Source organism: Nocardia sp. Tas62D01 (genome assembly GCF_055232035.1).
The window spans coordinates 4,467,683-4,488,593 of the sequence record NZ_JBUYUZ010000001.1 but is presented as its reverse complement, the minus strand read 5'-3'; the positions used below and the strand labels follow the sequence as shown (position 1 = coordinate 4,488,593).

Below are 20,911 nucleotides of genomic sequence, written 5' to 3'. Positions count from 1 at the left end.
CTGTCGTCCTCTCGAAAACCCCAGTGGGACTTTCAACCAACTCGGCTGGTGTCGAACCAGCTTCGGCCCGGCAACATTTCGATCAGTCCCCCGATGCCGGCGTGCAGAGCCGAATCGTCACCGGGCGCGAAGGTCGAACGGACTTCCCCGTCCATCGCCCTACTCGGCGTCACGATAACGCGGCCCGACAACGTGTCGAGCACGCTCACGCACACTTGCGGCTGCACCGAGACACCGTCGCGGTGTTCGAGCACCAGCACCTCCGCACGCCGCACGATCTCCTCGAACACTCGACTCAGCACACCCGCGGTATGCGGCTGCGCACCCAACTCCAGCAGCGCCCGCCGCCGATCGTCGCGATCGGCGGGCACTTCTGCGAAGTCCGCCTGCGGGGCGGTCATCGGCTGGAAACTCAGCGCCGGGCAGGAGCCCAACGCCGCAGCGACAGCGGCGGACACCGTCTCCAACTGCCGTCCCTGCTGGAACACGGGCTGGATGACGACCTCGTCGTCGCAGCGCACCGCCAATACATGGGTTTCGCCACTACGCACCAGGGACAGCCGGAGCATACCCTGCGGTTCGCCATCCAGACCGGTGTCCAGAACCCGCACCACCAGTTCCACATCCGGGCGGTACAGGCACTGCAACCAGTGCTCGACCATCGGATGCACGCGATCGCCGTCGATGATGCCCACCTCGGTGAGCTCCTGCGCGACGACAGCGCGCACCCGATCCTGGTCCTCGAGCTTGTAGATGTTGGGCAGCAATGCCAACACCGAGGGGTAGGAATCGATGCCGGCCATATCTTTCAATAGCAGCGCGGCATCGACATTCAGGTCGATCGCGATCGGATCGGTCTCCACTTCCTACCGCTACACCTTGGACGGGAACCTGCTGGCCTGGTGCTTATCGACACCGTCCATTGCATCGCCAGCCGCCTGCACGGCGTTGTTCAGAGCCTTGACCTTACCGTCGTAGGCGGTCAGCTTGTTGTTGAAGATATCCATGATCCCCTGGTAGCCCTTCGCACTCGAGCCCTGGAATTCCTGCATGAGCAGGTTGTAGAGCGCACGCAGGTTGTCGGTGTTGGTCTCCATCGCGCCGACGAGGGATCCGATCCCATCGGTCGCCGCACGGATGGAGGTGTAATTGAAGTGAATGGGCTGGGACATCGTAATAGCCTTTCTTGCCTTGGTTTGCTTTCAGTACCAGCTCGAACCCGTCAGGGGAATGAGACGTCGACCTTTCCGGCGTTGTAAGCCGCTGGCCCCTGCATGCCCAGGAAGGTGTGGTCGCCACCCTGCCCGACGTATTGTTCGCCACCGTTCGCGTCTACGGCGCTGAAGCCTCTGTCTAGCTGCGCTGCCGCGTCCAAGTCATGGGCATCGATCTTGACACCGGTATCGGTCAATGCGTCGATGATCTCCTGCAGGGTTCCGCCCAGTGATTTGCCCGCGTTGTATGCCTCGGTCAGCGATCGCTGGACCGCAGCGCCAGCAGCGCCTTTGATGGCCACGGCCAGCTCATGTTGGGAACCCGAGAGGCCGTTCAGGTGGCCCTCGAGTTCATTGAGGCAAGCCGCCGAGTTGGCGGCTCCCGTCCTCAACTTGTCCGGGTCGACATTAGTAAAAGTAGCCATTGTTGTTCCTCTCCATCAACTGGATTTCGACCTCGGCGCTTTCACCGCGGAAGAACTGGGGTACTCGATTCCGCGTCGTCGTCGGCGCGCTCGATGACACCGACCAGCACTTCCTGATCGGCGACCGACTCATCCGGACGATCGGTGTATTCGATAACACCGATCACCGGAGGCTTTTCCAATACCGGGACTTCGAACTCCTCGCCCGGCACGAAAACCTTGCCCGGCTTGCGTTCCTCGTCGCGGCGACGCCGCATTCGAGCCTTGGCCGCGGTCGCACCGCGTGGCGGGCCGCCGCGGGCCGCTGGTCCGGTGGTCACCGGATTCGACGCGGGTCCGAACGCCGTGCCCGGGCCGCGCAGCCAGTTGGATGGCATCCGGAATCCGGTCGACGCGCCCGGCATCGAACCGAGCCCGCCGCGGACCATGCCGAGTGCGACAAGACTGCCCGTGCCACCGTTCAGTCCCGCCAATGTCGTCGAATTCGGTGAGGTTCCGTAGAAACCCTGCTGGTCCAGCGATGACTCGCCGGTGCCGTCCATATTCGGATTCGTCGCCGAATCAGTCGGGGACGGCATGGCCTGATCCACATTCGAGGGCGACTGGGTGGGATCTGTCGCCGTCTGTGTGGGATCTGTCGGCGAATTGCCGGTATCGGTGGGGGTATTGGTGGGGTCCGAACCCGGCTGATTGACATTGCCGGTATTGGTCGTCGTGGTTGCGGGATGCCCCACATTCGACGTGGTGTAGCCTTGCGGCCCCGGCGGGTTGTACGTCACGGATATCGGCGGCGCGTCCGCACCACCGCCGGTAACGATGGGCGGGGCCACCATCGGCGGCGGGAACGTCGCGAGTGTCCCTAGCGCCCCGGCCGCATATCCGTACATGACGCCGGCGGCCGCCGGCCAGATCACGCCGAAGTAGATGGCTTCGTTCAGCGCGATCAAGGGCGCAGTAAGCGGACTCGTCGGGCTGGCCAGGATCAGGCTGGCGAGTTCCGCCCGGTTTTCGGCGAGCGCCGTCGCCACGACCAACATGGCCGACCGCGCCGCGGAATACTCCGCCGCCGCCTTAGTCAATACAGTCGAGGCCTGCTCGGCGACAGCGGACTGCTCCCGCAACCAGGCCGCGTGATTGCGGAATGCCGCCTGCGCCTTGTCCGACGACGGCCCGGTATATGTCCCGCCCATCTGAGTCATTGAGCCATCGGTAGCACTGGCCGCGGCCGCCAGCGCGGCAGCCACGGTCGCATACGCGGTTGCGGCGGCGATCGTCGGAGCTTCGCCCGGGCCGGTGGTCAGCTGGAAGACATTCACTTCGGGTGGTAACGCGCCGAATGCGAACGGTAGCGACAGCAGCATGACATCAGCCTTCGCTCGAATTATATCTGCTATTCCACAAAGGCCGAACCCGAGGTGAGAACATTCGCGCCGCCGATCATATCGCTGCCCGAATAGGCCGCAGCCACTTCCGGCAGCACCGCCGCCGCGTCCGCGTGATACCCCATCCCCGGTGTCGTGCAACCGAAGAACCGTTCGCCGTATGAAAACGTCGCCACTGGATACAGCGCACTCACATCGTCGATTGCCGGTGGCAGCGCGACGCAAGCAGCGGCCGCTGCGGTCAGCACCTGCATCGTGTCAGCGTTGGTCATGCCGAGTTGCGCGCTGATAACGGGGAGAAGCTCCGGAACAATATCGAAGGACATGGACGTCTCCTAACAACTGGCGCCGACTCATACTGAGTGGTTACAGAAGGAACGCTAAGCCATTCCCAACAATGGGAATGCAGTCGACAGACCGCGGACCAGCATCTAAACGTGTCGGTCGTCTCAATCCTGCGGCGGCGCCCAGGCAGCCTGAACAAGATCCTTCCGAGAGTGCAACGGCTCGACGAAGATGCCCCGGCCCACCGGCTGCTTCATCGGCTTCACATCGCCGATGAGAATGCCGTCCAGTTTCGAGCCGTCCATGATGAGCCCCGACGAGTTGAGGTTCTTGATCTGCCCGAGCACGTTGTCGTACATCGCCGTGTCGGCCTGTGCGATATTGCGTGCCACGATGACGTGCAGACCGGTATCCCTGCCGTCGATGATGATGTCCTTGAGCGGCTCCAGCGGATTGCGCAGACCGCGCTGGGCGACCATGTGATAGTCATCGATCACCACGAAAATCTCCGGGCCCGTCCACCACGAGCGCTCCTTGAGCTGCTGTGAGGTGACGCCGTCCGGCGCGCGGCGGCTACGCATCTTCTCGGCGAACGGCGGCAGCCCATCGAGCAGGTCGCGCTCGCTGGTCAGGTACCCGACCAGTTGCTCCTCCGGTACGGCGTCCATATGCTGGCGGCGGTAGTCGATCAGCAGCACCCGGGCCTGATCCCTGGTGAACTGCCTGCGGATCGACTCCAGTAGCGACGCGAGCACCGTCGACTTACCCGACCCCGATGATCCCACCACTATGAGATGCGTCGATACCCCGAAATCGACCGCGGCGGGATGCAGATCGGATTCGCGGACGCCGAACGGCACCACAAGTCGCTGCGCCGGAGTCGCCGGTTCCGGTCGGCCCGCACGAATCTCGTCCAAGGTGATCTGGGCGGGCAACAGCTTGACCTCGGGCGCCCGGCGGCCCTGGTAAGTCCGGTGCAGCTGATCGATCGCGGCCGTCATGCCCCCCGTCGACTCGGCCTCCGCCACCCCGTCGATCCGCGGCAACGCGGTCAGCATGTGCAGCGCGTCATTCGAAATACAGCGACCGGGGCGATCCGGTGGAATCGCCGAGACCACATTGCGCTGTCCCATGAACACGGTATCGGTGAGATCACCGAGCCGCATCTCCAGCCGGGTCTGCAGCAGGTCCTTGATGGCCGGGCGGATCGCCGCCCACCGCGAACTGCTGATCACCAGGTGGATGCCGTAGTTGAGGCCCTGCAGCGCGATCGACTCCATCACCGGCAGATATTCGTCGAAATATGGTCCGGTGACGGCGAATCCGATATCCCAGCCGTCGACGACGACGAAGACATCGCCGTGCTCGTCCCCACGCGCGGTGAGCTCCGCCGCCTCCCGCGCTACGGTGCGCCGACGCCGGAACTCACGCATGCTGTCGATACCGAGTTCGGCGAACAACGCCTGCCGGCTCGCGATGAGGTTGGTGACGAGTGCGAAGGTCCGCCGGATCCGATCGCCGTCGCGCGACGACGCGACCGAGCCGACGTGCGGCACGTTGCGCAGACCGGACAGACCGCCGGAGAAGTCGAGGCAGTAGAACTGCACCTGCTCCGGGGTGTGGGTCAGCGCGGCGGACATCACCAACGTCTGCAGTGCGGTGGACTTGCCCGACTGCGGACCGCCCACGACGGCCACGTGACCGCCCGCGGCGGACAGATCGACCGACCACACGTCCTGGCGTTGCTGGCGCGGCTTGTCCACGATCGCCAGCGGCACTTGCAGCGTCCCGGGCGTCACGGCGGGCAGCAGCTTGTCCAGGGTGGCAGGCGTGGTCAACGGCGGCAGCCACATCTTATGGGCGGGCGTGCCGTATCCGGCCAGTTGCTGCAGCGCCGTCTCCATCACGGTCAACGGCTCGCTGTCGGGCGTTTCCGGCTGCGGCACAACGAATTCGGGCTCGACGGGCGCGGGCCGCACATCCACGATGTGCGTCGTGGTGAATTGCTGGGGCGGCCGATAGCCGCCGCCGGGCCTGCGAGCTCGTTGCGCGCCCGCCGTCGAGGTCTGCACGGGCGCGGTGTACGGCGAACCGACATAAGCGGCCTGGAACCGCTGCAGATCGCCCGAACCGACGCGTAGATAGCCAGCACCCGGCTTCTTCGGCAGGTGATAGGCATCGGCCGTGCCGATCGCGTCGCGGGAGTCGCTGGTCTGGTTGGTGCGCAACGCGATTCGGTACGACAGGTGCGCCTCCAGCTCACCCATCCGGTTAGCGGGCACCTTCTGCGAGGCGAGCAGCAGATGGATACGCAGCGAGCGGCCCAACCGGCCGATCGCGACGAACAGCTTCGAGAAGCTCGGGTGGTGCTCGAGCAGTTCGGCGAACTCGTCGAGGATGACCAGCAGCGTGGGCAGCGGCGCGAGCTGGGCGCCCTGCTCGCGGGCCCGCTCGTAGTCGGCGACGCTGGCGAAGTTGCCCGCATCGCGCAGAATTCGTTGCCGCCTGCTCATTTCGCCGTTGATCACGTCTTCCATACGGGTGACGAGATCGGCTTCTTCCTCCATATTGGTGACCACGGCCGTCACATGGGACAGCCGGTCGAAGCCGAGGAAGGTCGCACCGCCCTTGAAGTCGACCAGCAGCAGGTTCAGCGCATCCGGCGGATGGGTCGCCACCGCCGAAAGTACAAGGGTCCGAAGGAATTCGGACTTTCCCGAGCCGGTGGCGCCGATGCACATGCCGTGCGGGCCCATGCCCTCCTCGGCCGATTCCTTGATATCGAGGAAGACCGTGCCCCCGACCTGATCGTGCCCGAACGGGATGTTCAGCCGGGACCGGTCACCATCGCGGCGCCGCGGCCACTGCCGCTCGACCCGGATCGCGCCCGGATCCACGATGCCGACCATCTCCTCCCACGAGGTGCCGCCGCTGGCCTGGTCGGCGACCACCGCCTCGACCACCGTCGACAGCCGATACGGGGAGATGTTGCGGGCCAACGCCGTAGCCGTGGTGACCGACATCGCGTCGGCGACCCCGATCCGCCGCAGCCCGCGCGGGGTCACCTCGTGCAATGACCGATCGGCGTTCGTCGTCAATTTCAGTGCCCGGGGCAGGGTCTGCTCCGTCCTACCGAGCCGCAGCCAGGTACAGCCGTCGATACCCGAGATATCGCGGTCGGTGGCCGACCCGCCGACATCCACGATCAGCAGATAGTGCTTGCGGTCCAGTGTCGGTTCGGAATTCGCCGAGAACGGACCGCGGTTGAGCCCGGCCAGCACCTTCGCCCGCAATTCGGCGACGCTGCGATACACCATCCGGCTCGACCCGATCGCGTCGGTTTCGCGGGGATGCTGGGTGTGCGGCAACCATTTCAGCCAGGACCACGCCGGCGTATCTGGATCAGAAAGCACCGCCGCGACCGCGACCTGGTCTGGACCGTGCAGCACCACGACCTCGGCGATCATCGCCCGCACCAGCCCCGCCACCGTGGCCGGGTCGCCGTCGATGCCGATTTGCGGAGCCGACAGCAAATTGATCGCGACGGGCATGCCGCCGACGGTGGAGTATGCCTTCGCGAACCTGGTCACCTCGACAACGCCGACCGGGTCCAGGTCGGAGGTCGGCGCGGCCTCCGGCACGATGACACGCACCTGGTTGGCGATCCGGCCCCGGCCCACCCGCACGCGCAGGAACTGCGGGCTGGCAACCTGCACCTCCCACATGCGCTTACCGCCGATCAGCGCGGCGACCTCGGCCGGTCCCGGATGGGTGTAGCGCAGGAACGTATGCAATTCGGCTTCCGCCACATGCACGGTCTTGCGGTTATCGGTGATGCTGCGCAGATAATCTTTGCGTTCTTCGTTGAGACTCGCGGCGCCGGCGCCACCGCCCCCGAGCGCACCGCCCATCATGCCGCCCATCGAGACCAGCATCATGACCGGGAACATCATCATCATCGGCGACATCTGCCCGCCGCCGCGGAACATCATCACCATCATCCCGACCATGGCCGACATCATGACCACCGGCATGATCATTTTGAGCCGGGACGGCGGCACCGGCTTGGGCAGTTCGGTCGGCGGCTGCAGCCGCAACTCGGTCACCGCCGGCGCTTTAGGTCCGCGCACCATCCGAGCGGGCCGCACGAATCGACGCGTGCTCGTCACGATGTTCCGCCTGCGAGCCCGATCGCGGCCTTGTCCGTGGGGATGCCGTCGTGCTGAATCTGGGCGTCCTGCTGCGACAGGGTGGGACCGACCGCGAACAGCGACACGATGCTCCAGGGCGCAGGGACCGGGGCCCGCAGCGCCAACGCTTTCAGCGTCTGATCGGAGGTACCGCCTGGGCCGGCGTCGACACCGTAACGGACGCCACTGTCGGAGATCCAGAACAGCGACTCCCGCCGGGGCGATCCCCGGTCCACCCCGGTCACCTGCACGAAACGGCCCGTGGTTCGCGGCAGATAAGCGGCGTCAGCGGTGGTACCGCGGGATCCGGTCGCGGTCACCAGATCGACGGCGCGGTACTGCTCGTCTGTCGTCAACGGCAGCTGCCGTCCCACCAATAATTCGATGGCGGCATTCGGATCGGTGCCCGAACGCGACCAGTGAAAGCACGTCACCCCGAGCCGCCCCGGATCCACGACGTGGACCGGACGGTTCGGGTAGCTCGCCGTACCCGGCCACGCACCGGGTCGCAGATTCGCCGCGATCACATCCGGCCCGACCGTCCTGGTGCCGACCGAGCCGTGCGAGTCGGCATTGCGGATCATCGCCGCCAGCACCGAATTGACCTGCACCACACCGGATTGCGACACCAGGTAGTAGGACGCGCCACGATCCGGCATGGATACCGTCAGCACCGAGCCGACCGGCACGCTCAGTCCCGACGACAACGTCACGGTGTCTCCCGAGCCGGGCACCGTGGGCACCCGCAATGGCGGTGCTTCCGGGATGGCGCCGATGAATCCCTTGGAGGCGGACACCACCGTCGTCGTCGGATCGATGCCCAGCGCCAGGATCACCGCCGAATCGCGCAGATCTATTGCCGCGCGGACGATTTCCTTCTGTTCGTCGGCGTATACCAGCCAGGTGGTGGTGTCATCGCGCAGCAGCCGGGCCTCGGTATCACCGAGTCCGCGGATCGCATCACCATCGACGGTGAGCGGACCGCTGATCGCGGTGGTACGCACCGGGGACAGGGCAACCGTCGGTAGCCCGGTCGCCGGATTGACCGGGGCGGCCGCGCCGATCTTCGCGGTATCGCAGACCGTCCACGACGAGTTCGGGTCGCCGTTATCGGCGATCGTGCCCGGCGCGCCCGGAATGCCGACCCACGGCCCGCGCGGATACTTCGCCAGTTCCTCGCGCGAGACCTGCACCGGATTGTCGGGCGAACCGATGATCAGCCGCGCCGAGGTCAGATTCAGCGCCGGATACATCCTGGCGCCGACCCGGACGAACAACGCGTCCGTGTCCTTCTCCGCGATGATCTTCGAATCCCCCACCGTCTTGGCGGGTTTGAAGAAGGCCAGCACGGCGGCACCGGCGATCAGCACACAGGTGAGCGCGATCCCGATCGTCAACGCGGTGGACCGACCGCGCTGCGGATCATCGATCATCGAAGCGTCCCGGCGGACCAGCGCATGCTCGATGCGGCGCAGCAGAAAACGCCAGCCCGAGATCTGGTGCTTGGTCACCACCCGGAAGCGCGCCACCAGGTCAGCCTGTCGTTGCCGGCGCTAGGCCCGCCAAAGCGGCGGCGATGTCGAACGCGTCGATGGTCATCAATTCCTCGTTGCTCATCGACACCACGTCCACGTTGTCTCTGGTGAAGCGGTAGTCTCGCTCGGCCTCGGCTGCCTCGACCACATTGCGCACGAAACGCCCATTGCCGACCAGATCGATCAGCCTGCGCCCGTTCCTGGTCTGCTCCGAGAGCTGTTCGCAGCGCTCGCGCAGCACCTCTCGGGCCTGTTCGGACAGGATCGAATCCTTGTTGCGCGCAATGTGATCGGCGATCTGCACCAGTTCGGGCGCATCGTAGCTGGAGAACCGGATCCGTTTGGTGAAGCGGGAGGAGAGGCCGTCATTGGAGGTCAAGAATCGGTCGATCTGATCCTCGTATCCGGCGATGATCACGACCAGCTTGTCGCGGTCGTTCTCCATGCGCGCCAGCAGGGTGTCGACGGCTTCCTTGCCGAACGCGTCACCACCGGACAGGCCCTCTTGGATCAGCGTGTACGCCTCATCGATGAACAGCACCCCGCCCAGCGCCGAGTCGATCAAGGCATTCGTCTTCGGCGCCGTATGGCCCAGATGCGTGCCGACCATGTCGTTACGGGACACCTCGATCACCTCGGCGTTTTCGACGACGCCGAGACCCGCGAAGATCTTGGCGATCACCCGGGCGATGGTGGTCTTGCCGGTGCCGGGCGGGCCGGAGAAGATCAGGTGCTGCGAGCGGGAATCCACGGCGAGCCCGCGCTTGGCCCGCACCTGGTCCATCAGCACACCCGACTTGAGCCGATCGACCTGCTCCTTGACCGAGTCCATGCCGATCTGCGTTCGCAGCAGATCGGATGCCTCGGCCAGCAGCGTTTCCCGTTCCGCGCGCGCGGCGGTGGCTGCGACCTCGGCCGGATCGTCACCGGACTTCGGATCCCACTGGTTGGTTCGCGACGCAATGACCGCCGCGGTGGTGACCTCGAGCCGATAGGTCTTGTCCCGTACCGCGCGCTGCCAGTCCGGGCGATCGGCCCACAGCGCGGATCCCTGCAGCCCCTTGAGGATCTTGTCGGCGGCATCGTGATCCCCGTCCTGCCGCAGCAACATGCCGAGCAGGAAATGCGCGTCCGCCCAGATATAGGACAGATTGCCGGACTGGCTGTCCTCGACGATGCGCTGTGCGCGCGGCAATGCCTCACCGAATCGGCCGAGGTGTGCCAGCGACTTCGCCGTCATCAGTTCGGCCGCGATATCTAGCAGTCCGTCCTCGAGGTTGGGCTTGGCGTTGCGGGCGGCGAGCACATCGAGCCACTGCCTGGTCCGGAAGAACAGCGACATCCGGACGAAGTCGGCGACATCATCGCGCGGCACTTCATCGAGAATGGCCGCCGCTTCCTGCCATTCATCACCCTCGGCGTAGGAGCACGCCTGGGCGATGGCGATCTGATCCCGGTCCGCCATGGCGACGCGCAGCCCGTAGATGCCGATTTCGACCTGACACCACAGCGCCCGATCGACCAGCCCGGCCCGCTGCTGATCCCGATAGAGGTTGTGCACGGACCGATAGGCCCCGTAGATCACTTCGGCGGTGACCTCGCCTGCCATGGCCCGGCCCAGCCAGGCATCGCACATATCCGGATCCAAGTCGGTGGCTGCCCGAAATGCCGCTGCGGCATGATCTTGGTTACGCACACCCCCGGCGACCAGCGCCAGACTTTGAACACCTGTGTAGAACGCGTCCTCGGCCGCAGACAACTCGGACTTCCCTTCCGACGATCCCGATGACCGAAGATAGCCATTTCGGGTCTTGTTCCGACCCTGCGCTATTCCCAACCTTGGGAATGGACGCCGCGACGGCCCTCATCCGGTTAACATCACGTCAAATAAAGGTACACTGTTGATTGTGCCGTCATTTAGCGGTATGTTTACTTCGGGTCGGCGGTCCCTCATCCCGCAGACCCGGCCCCGCCAGCGGCGGTCGGCGGCCGTGCCCCCGGCGGTCGGCCGCCGCGCGGTATGGGGCGGGTCGTCGCTGCTCACATTCCGACGATCCGCCCCGTGCGGCGGCCGGTTGGCACCCCACACCCACCGGTCGCCGCACCGTCCTATCGGCCGGCATGCCGGCCGAGAAATTCCGCGATATGGCGATGTGCTGATCGATCGCTGTGCTGATCTATCTATGTCGACGACTACCGATGCACCGGCCGCGACCCGATGGCGGGCGCCGCGGCGGGCTTCGACCACGGTGTCGCTCCCGGCTTACGCCTGTCGGCCGAATGACCTTCCGGCAGCCGGAAAGCCCTGGGCGGCACGGCACTCACGTGCGATGTCATCGGGCATATCGGCGGCTATCACAACACCCGCACGACGACGGCGTTATCGGACATGCGCGACCACTTGACGGTCGACCCGGAGTACGGTGCCTCGATCACCATGCCGTTGCCCGCGGCGAGCTGGACATGCTCCGGGCCCCGGGCACTGAACGAACTGGCGGGAAAGACCAGGTCGCCCGGCCGTACATCGTGCGGGGACACCCGGACCCCGCTGTAGATCTGTTCGTAGGTGGTCCGAGGCAGCACCACCTCGCCGCCGCTGGCCTGCGCGATCGCGTATTGGGTCAGCCCGGAGCAGTCGAAGCCGCCGCCGCTGGGCCCGCCCGCTCCGCCGCCACCCCAGATGTACGGCGTGCCGAGCCAAGCGCTGGCCGCGCCGACGGCCTTGCCGCCTGCGGTCCCGTCCGATGGCACCCGAGGCGTAGTGCGACGCGATAACCGGGCGACGGACCGCGAGCGAGACCGCCTGCGACGACTCGATGTGGTGGTCTTGCGGCGGGTCGTCGCCGCAGTAGCGGCCGGCACGATCTGCGCGGCCCGCTGCTGCGCCGCCGCGACATCGGCATCGACCTGCCGCGTGGCGTTCGTGATGGTGACCCGTGCGGCATCGAGTAATGCCGGTCCGCTGAACCGGGTATCGCCGACCGCCGCTATCGCCTGCGCCCGTGATCCGAAGTCGGCGATCTGATCGGCCAGCCGGTTTCGTCCGGCGACTGTTCCGTCACCCGACTCGGCGACGGCCTTGCGCATGACGCTGTCGCGCCCCGCATGCGATTCGGTCATCGCCAGCTGCAGGCCGTGCGCATCGGTGTAACTGGCCGCCGCGGCTGCGGTGTGCGCCTGGAGTTGGTGCGCGACGGCCTGGACGACGGTCATCGACTCACCCGGATCGGGTTGTCCTTCGCCGTAGAGCCCGAGCAGCGATTGCAGAACTCCGTGCAGGTCGTCAGTCAGTGTGGGTGGCATCGGACCGACTCGCCATCGCTCATAACCGACCGCCTTCCAGACCCAGCGCATCCATTGTGCCGACACTCGTATCCCATTGCTTCCCAGTCCTGGGACACATTCGACTATGCGGCAACCGCACCGTGTCCGGGCGAATTGCATTCCCAAGGGCGGGAAGCCAAGACAATAGTGAGAACTTCGACGGAGGCGGTGTCCACGATATGGCAGCTGAGGTGGGCTCCACCGGTCATTACTTTCTCGTGGAGCTGAAGCCACGTCCCACGGGAGCATCAACGGGCCTGAAGGCCTACATCTCGATGGCCGAAGCGGAAATCCAAACCGCGGTCGACATGTTGGGCAGAGGCCTCACCGACCCGCCACCGAATGTGGACGACCTCTTGCAGCCGGTGGTATACGAGAGCCTCGGCAGCGGGCTGACCGCCGACCAGTACAAGCAGGCCCTGGCCACGGTCGCTTCCAAGCAAACCGCGCTCCTGACCATGGACAATCAGGTGATCCAGACCGCCATCGTGATCTCGGCCAGCAACGATCAAACCCTGACTGCCATCGAGAACATAGTCACAGGCCTGAATAGCCAACTCGCAGCCGTCGGATCAGGCAAGCTGACATCCCCTACCGAGGTGGCACTCATGAAGAATATTGCCACCGCGGTAGGGGACGTCTACGCCATGGTCACTGCTGTTGCCACGTCGAACGCGAATATGGCGGGCAGTTCCGCCAGCAGCTCGGCTTCCAGCAGCGGCAGCTCCGGGAGCAGCGGTTCCGGCAGTAGCGGATTGTCGTCGCTGGTGCAGGGGCTCGCCTCGATGGTCCCGATGGTGGCGATGGTGGCCGCGCCGATCGTGCAGGACTTGCTGAAGAAACCCGAGAAGAACCCCGACGCGCAGCAGAACCAGAATGGCCAGCAGCCCGGCGCGCCGGCGGGTGCCGCACCGGCGGGTGCCGCACCGGCGCCAGACACCGCGGCCCCGCCGATCACGACGGCGCCCGGCGGCGTCGGACAGCTGGCTGCTACACCGGCGGCACCGGCCGCCCCCACAACCACTGCTCCGGCGTCGAATTCACCCGTAGTGCCAGCCGCCCTTCGCCGGACGACCCGGCGCCCGGCGACGCAGGTCAACTCGACTCAGGCCAGCGATGTCGCCGAAACCGAGGAGCAGTCGGACGAGGCGATCATGCCGGATCCAGCTGTGGCTCAGGCTTAATCGAGCCCGGGCGGCGCAACCGAGCCTTTACCCCTGTCGGTTCGGGCCGTTGCCGAGTATCATCGACCGCCCGGTTCGACTCGAACCGTGGCGGGGTTCGATTCAGATCGTGGCGGGTGCGGTCACCGCTGGCGGTGCCGTCGGTGCGGCAGGCGCCGCCGTCACCGCACTCGGCGCGGGCGGATTGGCCACCAGCTGGGCGGAGTTGTCGGTATTGGTGCCGCCGGGATGGCGGTAGCCTTGGAAGTCACCGTAACCACCCGTGCGACCGTCCGGCGGATTGTTGGGGTCGAACTGCGGGACGAGATGCCCATCGATGATGAAATATCGTCGCCCATCCGCACTGTCCACGACCACCACTGCGGTGCGATTCGCCCACTGCACGACATCACCGGTATGCAGGTTCCCACTGTCGGCCGTCGTCCATGATGACTCCTGCCCGGCCGTCCCCGCATATGCGGCCCGCGCATTGCTGCCGTTCGGATTGTTCAATTCCGTGTTCACCGCCTGCGCCACCGACGACGACACCTTCTGCGTCTGCGTCGAACCGTCGGGCAATTTCACCTTCATATCCACCATCGACTTGGATCCGGTGAGAGACGGCGGCGTGTCCGCCGTGGCGGACACTACGCCCGATGCCGTATCGGTCACCGTGGACGGCGCGGTGGCCGCGGCCTGAACCGCCTGCGTCGCACGCGGATCTTGCCCGCTCTGGTAGTAGGGATCGTTACTGATGCCGCTATTGTTGTTCTGTTGCTTGTTCTGGTTCAGGCTCTGCATCAGTTGCGCCAGTTGCATCGTTTGCATCATTTGCGCCGTCGAATCGCCGCTCGAACTAGCGGTGGTGCCGTTGCTGGTGGGGGCACCGTTGTTCGACCCGCTGGCGGACGGATTTGTCCCGCTGTTGATCTTGTCGATCGCGGAATTGATTGCGGACAACATCGCGGAATTCGAGGCACCCGTGCTGCTGGTCGTATCCGTACTGCTGGTACTGCTGGCGGCGGGGTTCAGCAGGTCTTTGAAGGTGCTGCTCCAGTCGGTGGGCGTCGCGGACGTGGTGCCGCCGCCGTTAGAGTTGGTGCCGTTAGAGTTGGTGCCGCCAGAATTTTTACCATCCGTCGCCTGATTACCGGCCTTCGCCTGACCATCCTTGTAACCTTGCCGGTAATCGGGTGAAGACTTGTCGATCGCAGCCTTAAGTTTGTGCATCTGATCATTGACGTCGTCAACCTTGGTCTGCACGTCGTTTATTACGCCGGCGACGGATGCTATGAGCTTTTCCTCGACACTATGCGGGATCTTGTTATCGGCCGTGTATGTGTCCGTGTACGGCCCATAAGCGCCTGCTATATGAATATTGACGGAGGCAGCCATTATTTTCTCATTGAGACCATCGACCATTCCTTTTATTTTACCGAGAGCCTCGGTAACGAAGTCGGGAACCTTGCCGATGTCCGAGGTCACATTCTGGTCATGCTTGCCCAGTTCGGATTTGACCGCATTGATGGCGGTTAGATGGTCCGAGTAACTATTGGTCAACGCCGAGTGATTCTTGGAATCGACGAGCCCCGCCTCCACCAGCTTCTTGACGACATCTGGACTTTTTTCCGGATGCCCAGCACGCATCGGGTCGACGAGTGCATCTATTCCCTGCTCACCCGCGTCGATTACCGCCTTCAAGGTACCGGTTTCACCCCTCGGGTGTTTCAGCGGAAACTCGATATTACTTTTGTCTTCGGGATCAAATATCTTCTTGCCAACCGGCTTACCGCCACTTATCGCGGTGACAGTTCCGTCACCGCCCAACTTCACTGCCGTATCGGCAAAACACGCAGCCGCGGCGGGATCGTTGACGGTTCCGAGCCGTTTTCCGTCTTTGCCCAAAAGATACAGTGAACCGTCGGACGATGTGTACACCTTGGCGCTGGCGAGCTCTTTGGGGTCGACACCCTTCTCGAGCTTCGGGTCCCACGTCTTTTCGACGCTACCGTCCTTGCCGGACAAGACCATCTGTCCATTAGGGTAGTACGTCAGCTTCTGGTCGCCGTTCTGCAGCGACTCCCCGGGGGCCAGGTACTGACCGAACCCCATCGAGTCCTTGCCGTTCGCCGACTCCCCCGGGGATGATTCACCGCTCATTCGGCTCGTCCTTCACCGATTAATTTGTTACGCCGGTCCGGGGCAACCCTGGGCGCAACGTCTTCGGGCGGTGCGACCACGGCAGCATTCGGAGGGCCAGCGGTGACCGCTGGGGCCGTGGCCGTGCTAGGAGTGACCGCCGGACGCACGGCGCGGTCGGTGTCGGAGGTGGACACAGCAGCCGGAGTCGCCACGAACAGAGGATGTGCCACGATCTGCTCGTGCGCGTAGACGGCGTCGCGTAGGGACTGCCTGGTCGGCTCGCCCGCCAGCAGCAACAACAATTCGTTGCATCGGCGTTCGAAAACCATGGCACGCAAATCCGATACCTCGTCATCGACGCGCAGCTCACCCAGCCCGACCCTGCCGACATCGACCCGCCGCGACAGCATCTGCGCGACCAGCAGGTCGTCGGCGTCGCGCAGCTCGTTCCACAGCTCGCGCGGTACCGGCTGCCCGGATTGCGCGAGCGCCAGGATCCGTTGCCGCACCGGTCGTGCGGCGCTCACCGCGGCCGGAGTCGCAACTGAGCGACCGACCTGCGCATGCGCGTCCGCCGCCAGTTCGAGACATTGCGCCCGCACCGCCGAATCCGGCACCTGCGCAACCTGTTCCAGCGCCCCGACGGAGCCGGTCAGCCCCAGCCGGTCGGCCGTGTTCGGTGCGAACTCGCGTAGATCGAGGTCGTAGGCCGGACCGACGAGCCCCGCCATCGCGACATCGCCGAGCTGCGCCCGCAGGCCTGGATCGATCGGTCCCGACGACACCAGCGCCGACAGCCGCGCATTGGCCTTCGGTCCCCAAGCCAGTCCGAACTCCACCAGCACGCGCGCCGGATCCGATACCCCTTCCCATGGAGACCCGCTGCCGTCGGCGCCGAGCAGCTCGTCCCACAGCCACGGTGTGGACACCTCCCGGGGCAGGAACACCCCGGCTGGCAGCCACCCGCGGCCCTCGTTCGAGGTGATGAACACACCGATACCAGCCGGGCTGCGCATTACTGCTACAGCCCACGCCATACCCACCGGCGAATCCGCGGCCGCCAGCACGCCGCTCAACAATGTCCTGGCGAGGATCAGATCGTCGTTCACCTCGTCACCCACCACGTAGGCAGGTTCGGCCGCCTTGTCCTTTGCGGCGGCGACCGCCGCGGCGAATGGTGTCAGCGGGGGCACCGGGATCGGCATCGCGTCCCCGGTGGGCGGCTGCGTGGTCTGATCCTGCATCGGACCGCCGTACCCGGCTCCGACAGCCGGGCCGGAGATGACCGGGCCCGAGGTCACCTCAGCGGGCGGCACCACACCGTTGGTGCCGACTGGCGACGTCGTGGGCGGCACCACGCCGTTGCCGGTGGGCGATGTCGCGGGTTCGGTCGATCCCGGAGTCATCGCCGGACCGGTCCCGCCCGCATGTGGCACCGCACCGTTTGTCCCCACCGGTGTCGCACCGTTCGTCCCCACCGGGGTTTCGGACGAAGTGGGCCCGCCACCGGGGCCGGACGGCCCACCGGGCGGAGGCGTATGCGAATCGGAGCCGCCGCCCTGCGGTGTGGCGCCGTGGTCGCCGATCGCCTGTCCGTGCCTGTTGATCTGCGACGCCATCTCTTGGTCGGCCCGTTCGAAGGCAGCTGCTGAAGCATCCAGCGAGTCCGCCGTCTGGTCGTGGTCGGCCGCCAGGGCATTGCCCGCGCGCTCGCGGGCCGCGTAGTATTCCACCAGCGCGCCGTACACCGGTGTGGCGATCGAGCCGTATGTCGCTGGAAAGCTCTTCAGCCAATCGGCTGGTTGCTTCGCCCATTTCCGGATATCGTCGGCAACCTGCCGATGTTGGTAGGCCAGCTGACGCAGCACCGCAGGGTCAATTTCCGTGCTATTCGGCATGCTGTATCGAATCCTTCCCGCCACCAACTCAACTCATTGTCGATCCTTCCCACCACTGGAGACACAGATCGCCGGTTTGCGGTCGCGATCGGCGCCGGATCAGCTGACTCCGAGCGACCTGCAGGGGCCACGATGAAGATGTTACGAGCGGTGTAGCCCTTCTTCTCGTCAGTGCGCGGTCGGACCGGTGGAGATGGTCGGGCGACGGCGCGACGGGTCCTGATCCGCTGCGGCGGAACGGTTTTCCACGAACCGGGGATGCTCCACGAGCTGCCCGTGAGCATAGACGGCATCGCGCAGGCGTTGCCGTGTCGACTCCTCGGCGAGCATCGACACGAGCTCGTTGCAGCGCCGTTCGAACACCATGGTCCGCAGGGTGGCCGCGTCCGTCACCGACCGGCCGTCGGTCTGCTCGGATCGCAACTCTCCCAACGATACTCGCGAGACATCGACCCGCAGGCCCAACATGGACGCCGCCAGCAGATCATCGGCATCGCGGAGCTCGTCCCACCACTGCTGCGGCACCGCGGCACCGCGCCGGATCGCCACCAGTATCCGCTCGCGCAGGTCCGGCGCGCCCAGGGCGTCCGCCGCGCCTGCCCTCGACTTTCCCACGCGCACATGCGCGTCCAACGCCAACTCGAGACAGCGCGGGCCGATCGACCCGGCGGGCAATCCGGCGACCCGCTCCAGCAATGGCGGGGCGGCCACCAGCCCCAGCCGATCGACCAACCCGGGTCCCGCGGATCCGAGAGCCATCGCGGGCGAGGCCGCGACCTCGCCCGCCGTCGGCGCATCCCCCAACTGTCGGCGCATTTCGGGATCAATGGACTGCGAGGAGGCCAGGGCAGACAACCTGGCCCCTGATTTGCGGCCCCACGCCGAGCCGAACTCGGCCAGGACCCGTGCGGGATCCGAGACGCCTTCCCACGCGGAACCGTCGGACTCCGACCAGAGCCAGGGTGTCGACACCTCGCGTGGCAGGAATAGACCCGCGGGAATCCACCCGCGCCCCTCGTTCGATGTCACGAACGCGCTGACCCCACCGGTATGCCGCATGATCGACACCGCCCACGACAATCCCACCGCCGACGAGCCGACCGCCGCCAGGATTCCGCTCAGGATCGTTCGCGCCAGCACCAGGTCACCATCGACCCGGTCACCGACGACGAACGACGGGCCGGCCGCCGACATCATGGCCGCCCCCACCACGTCGCGGATCAGTTCGTCGCTGCCACCCGCATCGGGCGGGCCCGCTTGTGGCTGCGTATCGCGTTGTGGCGGTTGCTGTTTGGTCGACGACGCCGAGACGCCCGGTGCATTCGCCGATCCCGCGAAGACTTTCGGCCCGGTTGCCGACCCTCGCGGGTCCGCCGTCGCCCCCCGCGAATCGACCATCGGCCCGGGCGGTCGTGCCGGAGATGCCGGTGTCCCAGAAGATGATGCCGCAGACGAAGGTGCCGCGGACGACGTCGGTCCAGCGGCGGACGCGGACGACGAGGCAATCGGTCCGGGCAGAACCGTGGGCGGCAGTCCTGCCGCCGCGGCCGCGGCGCCACCCGCGAGCAGTGGGGACGCGAACGCCGACTGCGCACCCGGGACCGAGTCGGTCGCATTGGTATCCAGCATGTTTGCGTCGGGCGCACCAGCCGCGGTCTGCGAACCGGTGTCGGTCACCGAGCCGTCAGTTCTGGAAGCGGCGGTCTCCGTAGTGCCCGAGAACGTGCCAGGCGAACTGCCGGCAGCCGACATATCGGCCCCGCCGCCCGGGCTGTCCGTCGGCGAATAGCTCACGGCAGTAACGCCATTCGTGGACGAAGCGGGAGATGTGGTGGACGGCCCCATACCGGTCACCGCCGGACCCTGCACCGGCCCGCTTGCGGTCACCTCCGTTGGTTGGTCCAACGGGTATGAATCAGCGGGATACGGCACGGGCAGGTTGGGATCCAGCCCCGGATCGAGCGGCGCGGGAAAGTCCGGGCCAGACCGGCCCGCGGGTGGCGCGTCGGGATGGGAGGGGTCCGGATGCTGATGAGCATGCCCCCTCGGCACCGCCGGACCACCGGCATGTCCGGCCTCCCATGGTCCAGGCTGCCCCAACACGTCGGCGATCGTGGCCAGCGAAGGCAGTCCCGTCGGGCTGATCGAGTTCAGCGCGCTCCGCACGACGTCTTCGACCTCCGCCTTGGCCTCGGCGATGATGAGGGCGATGCGGCGCCGGACCGCCGCGGCATCGGCTTGACTGTCGCCCGAGTCGTCGGGTCTGGACGCTGTCTGGATTCGCCGCGTCGCCCGATCGACGGTGTCGAGTATCTGGTTCCGGGTCCGGCGCACCAGCTCGGCGAAGTCCCCGAAAGTATCGGCGGCGGCGATCAGCGCGTCGGCGAAGGCCCGCGGATTCCATCGCTGGGAGCGCATATCGTCCTTGACCGGCTGCAGGCTCACGCTGGCACGGACGCTGTTGTCGAAGCTGCGTCGCTCTCTTTCCAGGCTGTCGAGATCGAGCGCTGCGGCCCCGTCGCGTGCCCGGGTTTCCAGCGCGCTCCAGTCCCCCGGGGGGATCGCCGGCCAGTTGTCACCGACGATGGCTTTCCAGTAAGGACTTTCGCGCTCCGGTTCCATCCGGCAATCAGATCGATTCGTAGCGGTCGATCTGGTTCCCGCCGGACGTATCCGCGGCGCCGAGCGCGTTGGCGGTTTCCGTCGCATGGCGCAAAGTCGCATCGGCGCGGCGACCACTGGCTGCCACCGCATTGCCGAAGGTAGTCGTGATCCATTGCTGCTTGGCGACGAGTGCGTGATCCAGCGGCGACTCCGCACGATGATGCGGCACCAGATCCACCGTTGTCTGCGCGACCCCGGAGGCGACCGTGGTTGCCGCTCCGGCGAAGTGACTCGCCACCGCGATGACATCGGGCGGTGCGTCCAAATCCAGCTGTTCCATATCGAGTCCTGTTCTGGCGCTGTCGTTGTGGAGTCAGGAAGTTCTGCCGAACTCGGCTTCCTCCGTGGCTCGATATGAGGTCTCGGTGGGCAGGTCGAACGAATCGATGGTGTAGGGGCGGGTGCCGTTGTGTTCCATCTCGGTCCGCAGCCCGACCCGCGATTTCAGGTGCGCGAGCCGCGCCAGCCGGACGATCTCGGCCGCCAGCCAGCTGTCACCGTTGTCCCGGGCGTCATCGTCGATGTGCAGGCCGACGACCTCACCTGCGCGATCACACGCGACTCCGACGGTATGGTCCGGATTGAACACCTCGTAGATCATTTGCCGCCAGTTCGGCGCGGCCGCGTCGAGGTCGTCGGCATCGAAATCGTCCGAGTCGGTCGGGTGCATCTGGGTCATCGGCTCTCCG

At 65.8% G+C, this 20,911-nt stretch carries 15 protein-coding genes; 1 reads left to right on the top strand and 14 read right to left on the bottom strand.

Annotation, left to right across the window (positions count from 1 at the left end; all coding sequences use genetic code 11):
• Positions 1-32: 32 nt before the first annotated feature.
• The 9 genes from ACV7NQ_RS21300 to ACV7NQ_RS21260 form a co-directional block, all read right to left on the bottom strand.
• Complete coding sequence (locus ACV7NQ_RS21300; RefSeq protein WP_463361283.1) at positions 33-863, bottom strand: ESX secretion-associated protein EspG; 831 nt, start codon at positions 861-863, stop codon at positions 33-35.
• 9 nt (positions 864-872) lie between these two features.
• On the bottom strand, positions 873-1,172 hold the full coding sequence (locus ACV7NQ_RS21295; RefSeq protein WP_463361282.1) for a WXG100 family type VII secretion target: 300 nt from the start codon (positions 1,170-1,172) through the stop codon (positions 873-875).
• Positions 1,173-1,222: 50 nt separating this feature from the next.
• Positions 1,223-1,639 carry a WXG100 family type VII secretion target gene (locus ACV7NQ_RS21290; RefSeq protein ID WP_463361281.1) on the bottom strand — a complete coding sequence of 139 codons (417 nt, stop codon included), beginning with the start codon at positions 1,637-1,639 and terminating at the stop codon, positions 1,223-1,225.
• Between the two features lie 41 nt (positions 1,640-1,680).
• Positions 1,681-3,000 (bottom strand): PPE domain-containing protein, encoded by a 1,320-nt coding sequence (locus ACV7NQ_RS21285; RefSeq protein WP_463361280.1) that lies wholly within the window; start codon positions 2,998-3,000, stop codon positions 1,681-1,683.
• Positions 3,001-3,029: 29 nt separating this feature from the next.
• Complete coding sequence (locus tag ACV7NQ_RS21280) at positions 3,030-3,347, bottom strand: PE domain-containing protein (protein WP_463361279.1); 318 nt, start codon at positions 3,345-3,347, stop codon at positions 3,030-3,032.
• Positions 3,348-3,470: 123 nt separating this feature from the next.
• The gene (eccCa, locus tag ACV7NQ_RS21275; RefSeq protein WP_463361278.1) at positions 3,471-7,412 is read right to left on the bottom strand and encodes a type VII secretion protein EccCa; all 3,942 of its coding nucleotides are present in this window, start codon (positions 7,410-7,412) and stop codon (positions 3,471-3,473) included.
• Positions 7,413-7,471: 59 nt separating this feature from the next.
• Positions 7,472-9,025: a type VII secretion protein EccB gene (eccB, locus tag ACV7NQ_RS21270; RefSeq protein ID WP_463361277.1), complete on the bottom strand. Its 1,554-nt coding sequence runs from the start codon at positions 9,023-9,025 to the stop codon at positions 7,472-7,474.
• A 4-nt stretch (positions 9,026-9,029) separates the two neighbouring features.
• Positions 9,030-10,790: a type VII secretion AAA-ATPase EccA gene (eccA, locus tag ACV7NQ_RS21265; RefSeq protein ID WP_463361276.1), complete on the bottom strand. Its 1,761-nt coding sequence runs from the start codon at positions 10,788-10,790 to the stop codon at positions 9,030-9,032.
• Positions 10,791-11,386: 596 nt separating this feature from the next.
• On the bottom strand, positions 11,387-12,334 hold the full coding sequence (locus tag ACV7NQ_RS21260; protein ID WP_463361275.1) for a C40 family peptidase: 948 nt from the start codon (positions 12,332-12,334) through the stop codon (positions 11,387-11,389).
• Positions 12,335-12,534: 200 nt separating this feature from the next.
• Here ACV7NQ_RS21260 and ACV7NQ_RS21255 point away from each other — a divergent pair, with 200 nt between their 5' ends.
• The gene (locus ACV7NQ_RS21255; protein ID WP_463361274.1) at positions 12,535-13,539 is read left to right on the top strand and encodes a hypothetical protein; all 1,005 of its coding nucleotides are present in this window, start codon (positions 12,535-12,537) and stop codon (positions 13,537-13,539) included.
• Positions 13,540-13,641: 102 nt separating this feature from the next.
• Here ACV7NQ_RS21255 and ACV7NQ_RS21250 read toward each other — a convergent pair whose 3' ends face one another.
• From ACV7NQ_RS21250 to ACV7NQ_RS21230, 5 genes are all read right to left on the bottom strand, one after another.
• Positions 13,642-15,678: a hypothetical protein gene (locus tag ACV7NQ_RS21250; protein ID WP_463361273.1), complete on the bottom strand. Its 2,037-nt coding sequence runs from the start codon at positions 15,676-15,678 to the stop codon at positions 13,642-13,644.
• Complete coding sequence (locus ACV7NQ_RS21245; RefSeq protein ID WP_463361272.1) at positions 15,675-17,558, bottom strand: type VII secretion target; 1,884 nt, start codon at positions 17,556-17,558, stop codon at positions 15,675-15,677. Before ACV7NQ_RS21245 ends, ACV7NQ_RS21250 begins: the two co-directional genes overlap by 4 nt.
• A gap of 168 nt (positions 17,559-17,726) precedes the next feature.
• On the bottom strand, positions 17,727-20,180 hold the full coding sequence (locus ACV7NQ_RS21240; protein WP_463361271.1) for a hypothetical protein: 2,454 nt from the start codon (positions 20,178-20,180) through the stop codon (positions 17,727-17,729).
• A gap of 7 nt (positions 20,181-20,187) precedes the next feature.
• Entirely contained in the window at positions 20,188-20,502 is a 315-nt protein-coding gene (locus ACV7NQ_RS21235) for a hypothetical protein (protein ID WP_463361270.1), read from the bottom strand.
• 33 nt (positions 20,503-20,535) lie between these two features.
• Entirely contained in the window at positions 20,536-20,901 is a 366-nt protein-coding gene (locus ACV7NQ_RS21230) for a hypothetical protein (RefSeq protein WP_463361269.1), read from the bottom strand.
• Between the last annotated feature and the right edge of the window lie 10 nt (positions 20,902-20,911).